The 5,321-nt window shown below is 64.7% G+C and carries 2 protein-coding genes and 2 pseudogenes; all 4 read right to left on the bottom strand.

Features of this window, described 5'->3' with window-relative positions:
* On the bottom strand, window positions 1–2,532 hold a 2,532-nt coding region (locus RUR49_RS14995; RefSeq protein ID WP_409147199.1), incomplete at its 3' end, for an NERD domain-containing protein.
* 195 nt (window positions 2,533–2,727) lie between these two features.
* Window positions 2,728–3,407, bottom strand: a pseudogene (locus RUR49_RS14990) (DDE-type integrase/transposase/recombinase); the annotation flags it as partial.
* The gene (locus RUR49_RS14985) at window positions 3,311–4,531 is read right to left on the bottom strand and encodes a tyrosine-type recombinase/integrase (RefSeq protein WP_409147198.1); all 1,221 of its coding nucleotides are present in this window, start codon (window positions 4,529–4,531) and stop codon (window positions 3,311–3,313) included. The pseudogene RUR49_RS14990 and the gene RUR49_RS14985, both read right to left, overlap by 97 nt.
* Window positions 4,532–5,074: 543 nt before the next feature.
* Window positions 5,075–5,321, bottom strand: a pseudogene (locus tag RUR49_RS14980) (IS5/IS1182 family transposase); the annotation flags it as partial.

The raw sequence follows: 5,321 nt of genomic DNA, 5'->3' as shown, positions 1-5,321 counted from the left end.
TTCCTTGGGCCGCGCTGGCGCCAGCGCGGCGACGACATCCGCACGCTCGAGCAGCGACACGAGATCGTCGAGCTTGGCTGCCGGCCCTTCCTCGATGACAATCGTCGCTTCAAGTGATCCAAATTCAAATCGCTGGAAGAGTCTGATCCTCGATTGCTCGAGCGCACGCCGGTTGAGCCGATAGGGCCTGCCGTCCGACCCGATGTTCACCTCAAGCTCCTCGCATGCGCCGCGGATGATAAGCTTGCGTCCCCACGGAGCGCGGCGCAGGAAGTAACGGCCCTCGTCCGGGAACAATGGGCCTGCCGCAATCTGCGGGGCGGCGAGCCGGATGGTCACAAGGTCCGTATCCTGTGACTCCCCCGCTGCAAGCACGTCTATCAAGGGAAGCAGCGTTGCATTTGCCGGCTCGTCGATTCGCACCTTCGCGATGGCCTCGCGCACGCGACCGGCGATCCGTGAATCGCTCCCCGCGAGAAGCTCCTCGGCGATGGCGGTTACAGCAAAGCAGTCCCGCTCGTAGCGCCCACCTGTCGCGGGTGCATAGCGCGCCGTTACGGTGTCGCCTTCGTCAGCGGACGTGAAATCGCTGAGGTCGACGATGATGGGGTCGCCCGGAAAGGCGGGATCGACCAAGACATTGGCCGGCTTGAGGTCGCCATGCGCTATGCGAAGGGTGTGGAGTTCCTCGACTCGTCGAGCAAGAGCGTTGATTAGACCGAGGCGCGCGTCCTCGCCCAACTCATCGGAACGGCCCACCAATACCTGCGCCAGGTCCGGACGGTCGATCCATTCCTGGATCATGACGATGGCATCGCCCAGCCACATCGCACCCAGGATTTTCGCGCAACCCTCGGGTTCGGCCGCCGACAGTTCGGCGAGTTGGTCGAGGAAGTCGAGGATGCGTGGCCCCTCCTTTTTCTGGTCGCCCCAAGAAGCTCGCTTCCAGACCTTGACCAGGACCTCGCGACCGTCGTTGCTGCTGCGCCACAAGGCGCGCGTCTCATCATCGCGCAGGATCTCGGCGGGCGGATAGTTCTGGAAGAGTGCCATCTGGCTCTTGATCGCGCCCCGATGCCGCTCGAGGCCCTCGAGAACTTCTGCGGGCGTGGGCCGGACGGCGACCGCGGCATTAAACGCGGTCAGCGCATCGCCCGCATCCTTGAATCGCAGCATCGGGTCGGGCGCGAGCGCCGATGCGAGCCAATCGTGCAATTCCAAATACTCTGATGCCTTGTCGGCCGCGCTGTCCCACTCCGGAATGCCGCTCGACGAGGCTGGCCCCGTCCCCAGCAGGATGCGATGGACCGCCGAGGCCGCGAGAAAAACGTCGCGGCGCTTTGGGGTAGTTTCCACGCCGAAGAAGTCCTCAGGCAGCTTGCCGGTCGATAAGAACTGGAACCGGGAATTGCCGAGCGAACGGACATCAGGGTAGCTTGCCGCCATCAAGTGCGACAGGCGAACGGTCGATGGCCGTTGTACCCACACGCTATGCTGCCCAAGGTCGAGGTGCGCGGCCTCCGCGAGGTGAAGCGCGTCGAGCGAAGCGAGCAACTGCCGCGCCAACTCGATACGATCGACGCGGCTGAGGTCGGCCAGCTCTGTGCTGGCGAAATCGGCCAGGCGGTGAAGCCGACGCCGGCGGTCATAGACTTCCCAGTACCGCACGCCGAAGTTTGGATCGCGCGTCTTGCCATCAACGATTACGCTGTCGCAGTGGTCGCACCGGTCCTGGAGATAGGCGATGACCTCCTGCTCGCGGCCGGCGATTTCGCTGCGTCCCTCCTCAGTCTGGAAGCGAGTCTCCGCTCTTGAGAAATCCCATAGCCGAAGGACGCCGAGTGTCGGCGACTGTCGCTCGTCGCTCGCTTCAAACTCGGCGAAGATTCCCCCGGGGTGCTCGAACACAGGCGCGGCGGACGTGGCGTAGAAGCCCCCATAGGTCCGCCGACCTGGCACGAAGACGCCCTTGCTGACGTTGAAGAACTTCGAGAGTTGGTCCTTCCATTCCGCAGACGTCAGCACGCCAGCGGCGGGTGCCTTGCCAAGCACTTCGATCCGCTTGGGGACCGACTTGAGCGCCGAGGTAAACGCCGAGACGGGCATCACAGCGTGACGCTCGGTCTCCGCGATTCCGTTCAGGTCAGTGGCTTTTGTCAAGACTACTAGGCCCTGGACCTTCGGGACGATCGGCCGGCTACCCTTGATGTGCCGCTTGAGGTGCGCCTCAAGTTGAATGAAGACGTGGCGGGCGTTGGCGGAGATCTTAGCAACCGGTGACGGACCATGATCCTTCCCGGCGTTGAACCAATTTCCCTCTCGGCTCTCGATCGGACCGAACCAGTCCTTGAGATCAATGACGAGGATGCGATCGTCGGCCACGATGATGACGTCGATCTCTCGGCTCGACCCAGGCGCAGTGGCAAGGTCCAGATTAGTATACGCAAACCAGTGCGCCGGCAGCGAGGCAAGGCTCTCGATACCCTTCACCTCGCGCTCATGCAGTCCCTTGCCGCAATTGATAATTTTCAAGCCGCCCCCCCCCAGTCCATTACTGCAGCCGGCGTTGATGTTAGCTTGACCCTCACCACTGGCAACTGTTTTCGGTTTTATTTCCGTCGCGTGGGCGGACGACTGTTCGGACCCGTCATGGCGCCTCGCCGCTCAGCCCATACGGCAACGGCGCAGCTAAATGACTTGCCCCACGTCGGTGGCCTGGTTTGATTGTTAGTGCGTGTGTGGGGTGTCCGCGACGGTGAGCGCACCAGCTGGAACTGGCCGGGGTTGCGCAGGCGGGCGCGCGCTCGGCACCAGGGCCCGGGGTGGTGGCGGCCGATAGCCGAGGGAGGAGTGCGGCGGATGGCGTTTTAGTGCCGCCGTCAGCCTTCGATGATCACTCCTGCCTCCTCGAGGCTGTAGAGGATCTCTGCGTCGAGCAGCTCGTCGCGGAGACTGGCGTTGAAGCTCTCGCAATAGCCGTTCTCCCACGGACCGCCGGGCGTGATGAAGGCTGTCCGGGCGCCAACGGCAGCGATCCACGCCTGCACCGCGCTGGCGATGAACTCCGGGCCATTGTCGGAGCGTATGCGGCCCCGCACGCCGCACAAGATGAAGAGGTCGGAGAGCACGTCGATGACGTCGATCCCCTGCAGCTTCCGCCCGATCCGGATCGCCAGGCACTCCCGCGTGAACGCGTCGATGACGTTGAGCATGCGGACCCTCCGTCCATCATGAGTGCGGTCCTCGACGAAGTCGTAGGACCAGAAGTGGTTCGCCTGCTCCGGCCGGAGCCGGATGCACGACCCGTCTATCAGCCTAAGCCGCCCAAGCAGAACCCTGCCCAGTCCTGCATGAGAGCCCGCCGCTTCGCGAGCGCATCGCCGCGGCGGTATGCGCGTTCCGTCGCGTCCCCGACGACGTGGGCGAGGGCTTGCTCGGCCACTTCTCGGGGATGGTTTGTCTCCTCGGCGCACCAGTCCCGGAAGGCGGAGCGGAACCCGTGCACGGTCGCGTCGGCATTCAACCGCCGCATGACCATTGTCAGCGACATCACGGAGAGGGGCCGCCCACGCTTCTGGCCGGGAAATACGAACGCCGAACCGTCGTCATCGGCTGGCCGCAGGGGCGCCACTTCCGCCAGGATTGCCAGAGCCGCTGGGGATAGTGGCACGCGATGCTCACGCCGCATCTTCATCCTCTCAGCCGGCACAGTCCACACGCCTACCTCGAGGTCGATCTCACCCCACGTCGCGCCGAGCACCTCGCCGGACCGGGCCGCCGTCAGGATCGTGAACCGGAGCGCCAGCGTGCTGATACCGGTGAGCCGGGCGAGGCGCTCCATCAGCGCCGGAACGTCGGCATAGGGCTTGGCCTTGTGGTGGCCACGGGCAAGCTTCGGTCGCCTCGGCAACAGCACGTCGAGGTGACCTCGCCACAGCGCCGGGTTGTCGCCCGACCGCAGCCCCCTCGCCTTCGCGGCACTGAGAACCTGCTCGATCCGCCCTCGAATGCGGGAAGCGGTTTCGCTTTTCGTGAGCCAGATGGGCCGCAGGATGGCAAGGAGATCGTCAGTGTCCACTTCGTCGATTGGCTTGCCGCGGATGGTTGCGCAGTAGCCGTCACCGAGTGTCATCTTCCACTGCGCCCGGTGCTTCGGATTGGAGAAGCCCGGAGCGATCTCGGCGATGTAGGCGTCAGCGAAGTCTCCGAACGTCGGCTTCGCCGGAGCCGCATCGCCCTGGGAGGCGACGGGTGCGCGCTTCTCGTCGAGAGGGTCAAACCCCGCTGCCCGAAGCTGCCGCGCATGGGCAGCCTTCTCTCGCGCCTGGGCAAGCGTCACGTCCGAGAGGCTACCCAGCCCAAGCCAGCCCTCCCGGCCGTCGCCACGGCGGTAACGGTAAATCCAGGAGCGCGAGCCGGTCTTGCCGATCTGGAGGTTTAACCCGTCACCGTCGGCGTAAAGGCCCGGCTTCGTAAGCGTGGCGAGCGTCCGCGTGTTGAGCCGCTTCGCCGTTCTAGCTGCCACCGCCATTCCCTCCTACCCACGCACCTACCTACGCATTGCAGGCGGCAACCTACGCACGACGGTAGACACGCGGGGACGGATGACGCAAGAGAGGCCACAGGTTTTATGGACTTTCGAGACGGGCGCGAACGGCAATGGACACGAGTATAGCGGCCTGCCTCTCCGCCATTTCCTCTGAAATCAACCTGTATTTACAGAGACTTGACGCGAAAACTCACCCGATTGTCCCCCAATTTATCCGCCATGTTGTTCGGGAACGCGCTGGCAGCAGATGGAACGCCAGTGCACTTGGGGCCTCAACACCCCCTCGAGCCGATGGGCGCCGACGCGGCTCTTAAAAGTGGCCGAGCTGCGGGTGAGGTTCTGGGCCACCTGCGGGCGCACGTTCATCGAGCGCAGTTCGTTGACGAAGTCGGCGGCGTCGTCGCCCAAGTCAGCTCATAGCGTGATCGGCAGCGGCCGGTTGGCATGCGGTTCGATAATCGCCAGTGCCGCGCCCCCGCCCGGCGTGGCGGCAGACCTTCGTCAGGCAGGCGTCGAGGATAGGGGGCCGGAGCGGTTCTCGATCAGGGCATGGCCGAGGAAGGCGAGCTTCGCCTCCATGCCCGGCCCCTCGCTATAGAGCTAAGCGTCCGGGTCGGTGGTCGAGGCATGGGTCGCGTTCGAGCGCCTCTCGCCGCGGAAGTCCGCCTCGTCGTTGCGCCCGCCCGACGCCGGCGGCGGGTGGTTGCGGCTTGAGCCTTCCCCAGGCTCTTCAGCCGGCCGGAAGCTCTTCATCGAAGCCCATGGCTGGATC

This window comes from Pseudoxanthobacter sp. M-2 (genome assembly GCF_046156265.1).
In the GTDB taxonomy this organism is placed as follows: Bacteria; Pseudomonadota; Alphaproteobacteria; order Rhizobiales; family Segnochrobactraceae; genus CAMDHY01.
The sequence above is the reverse complement of the archived record's forward strand: the minus strand, read 5'-3'. Positions and strand labels throughout refer to the sequence as shown.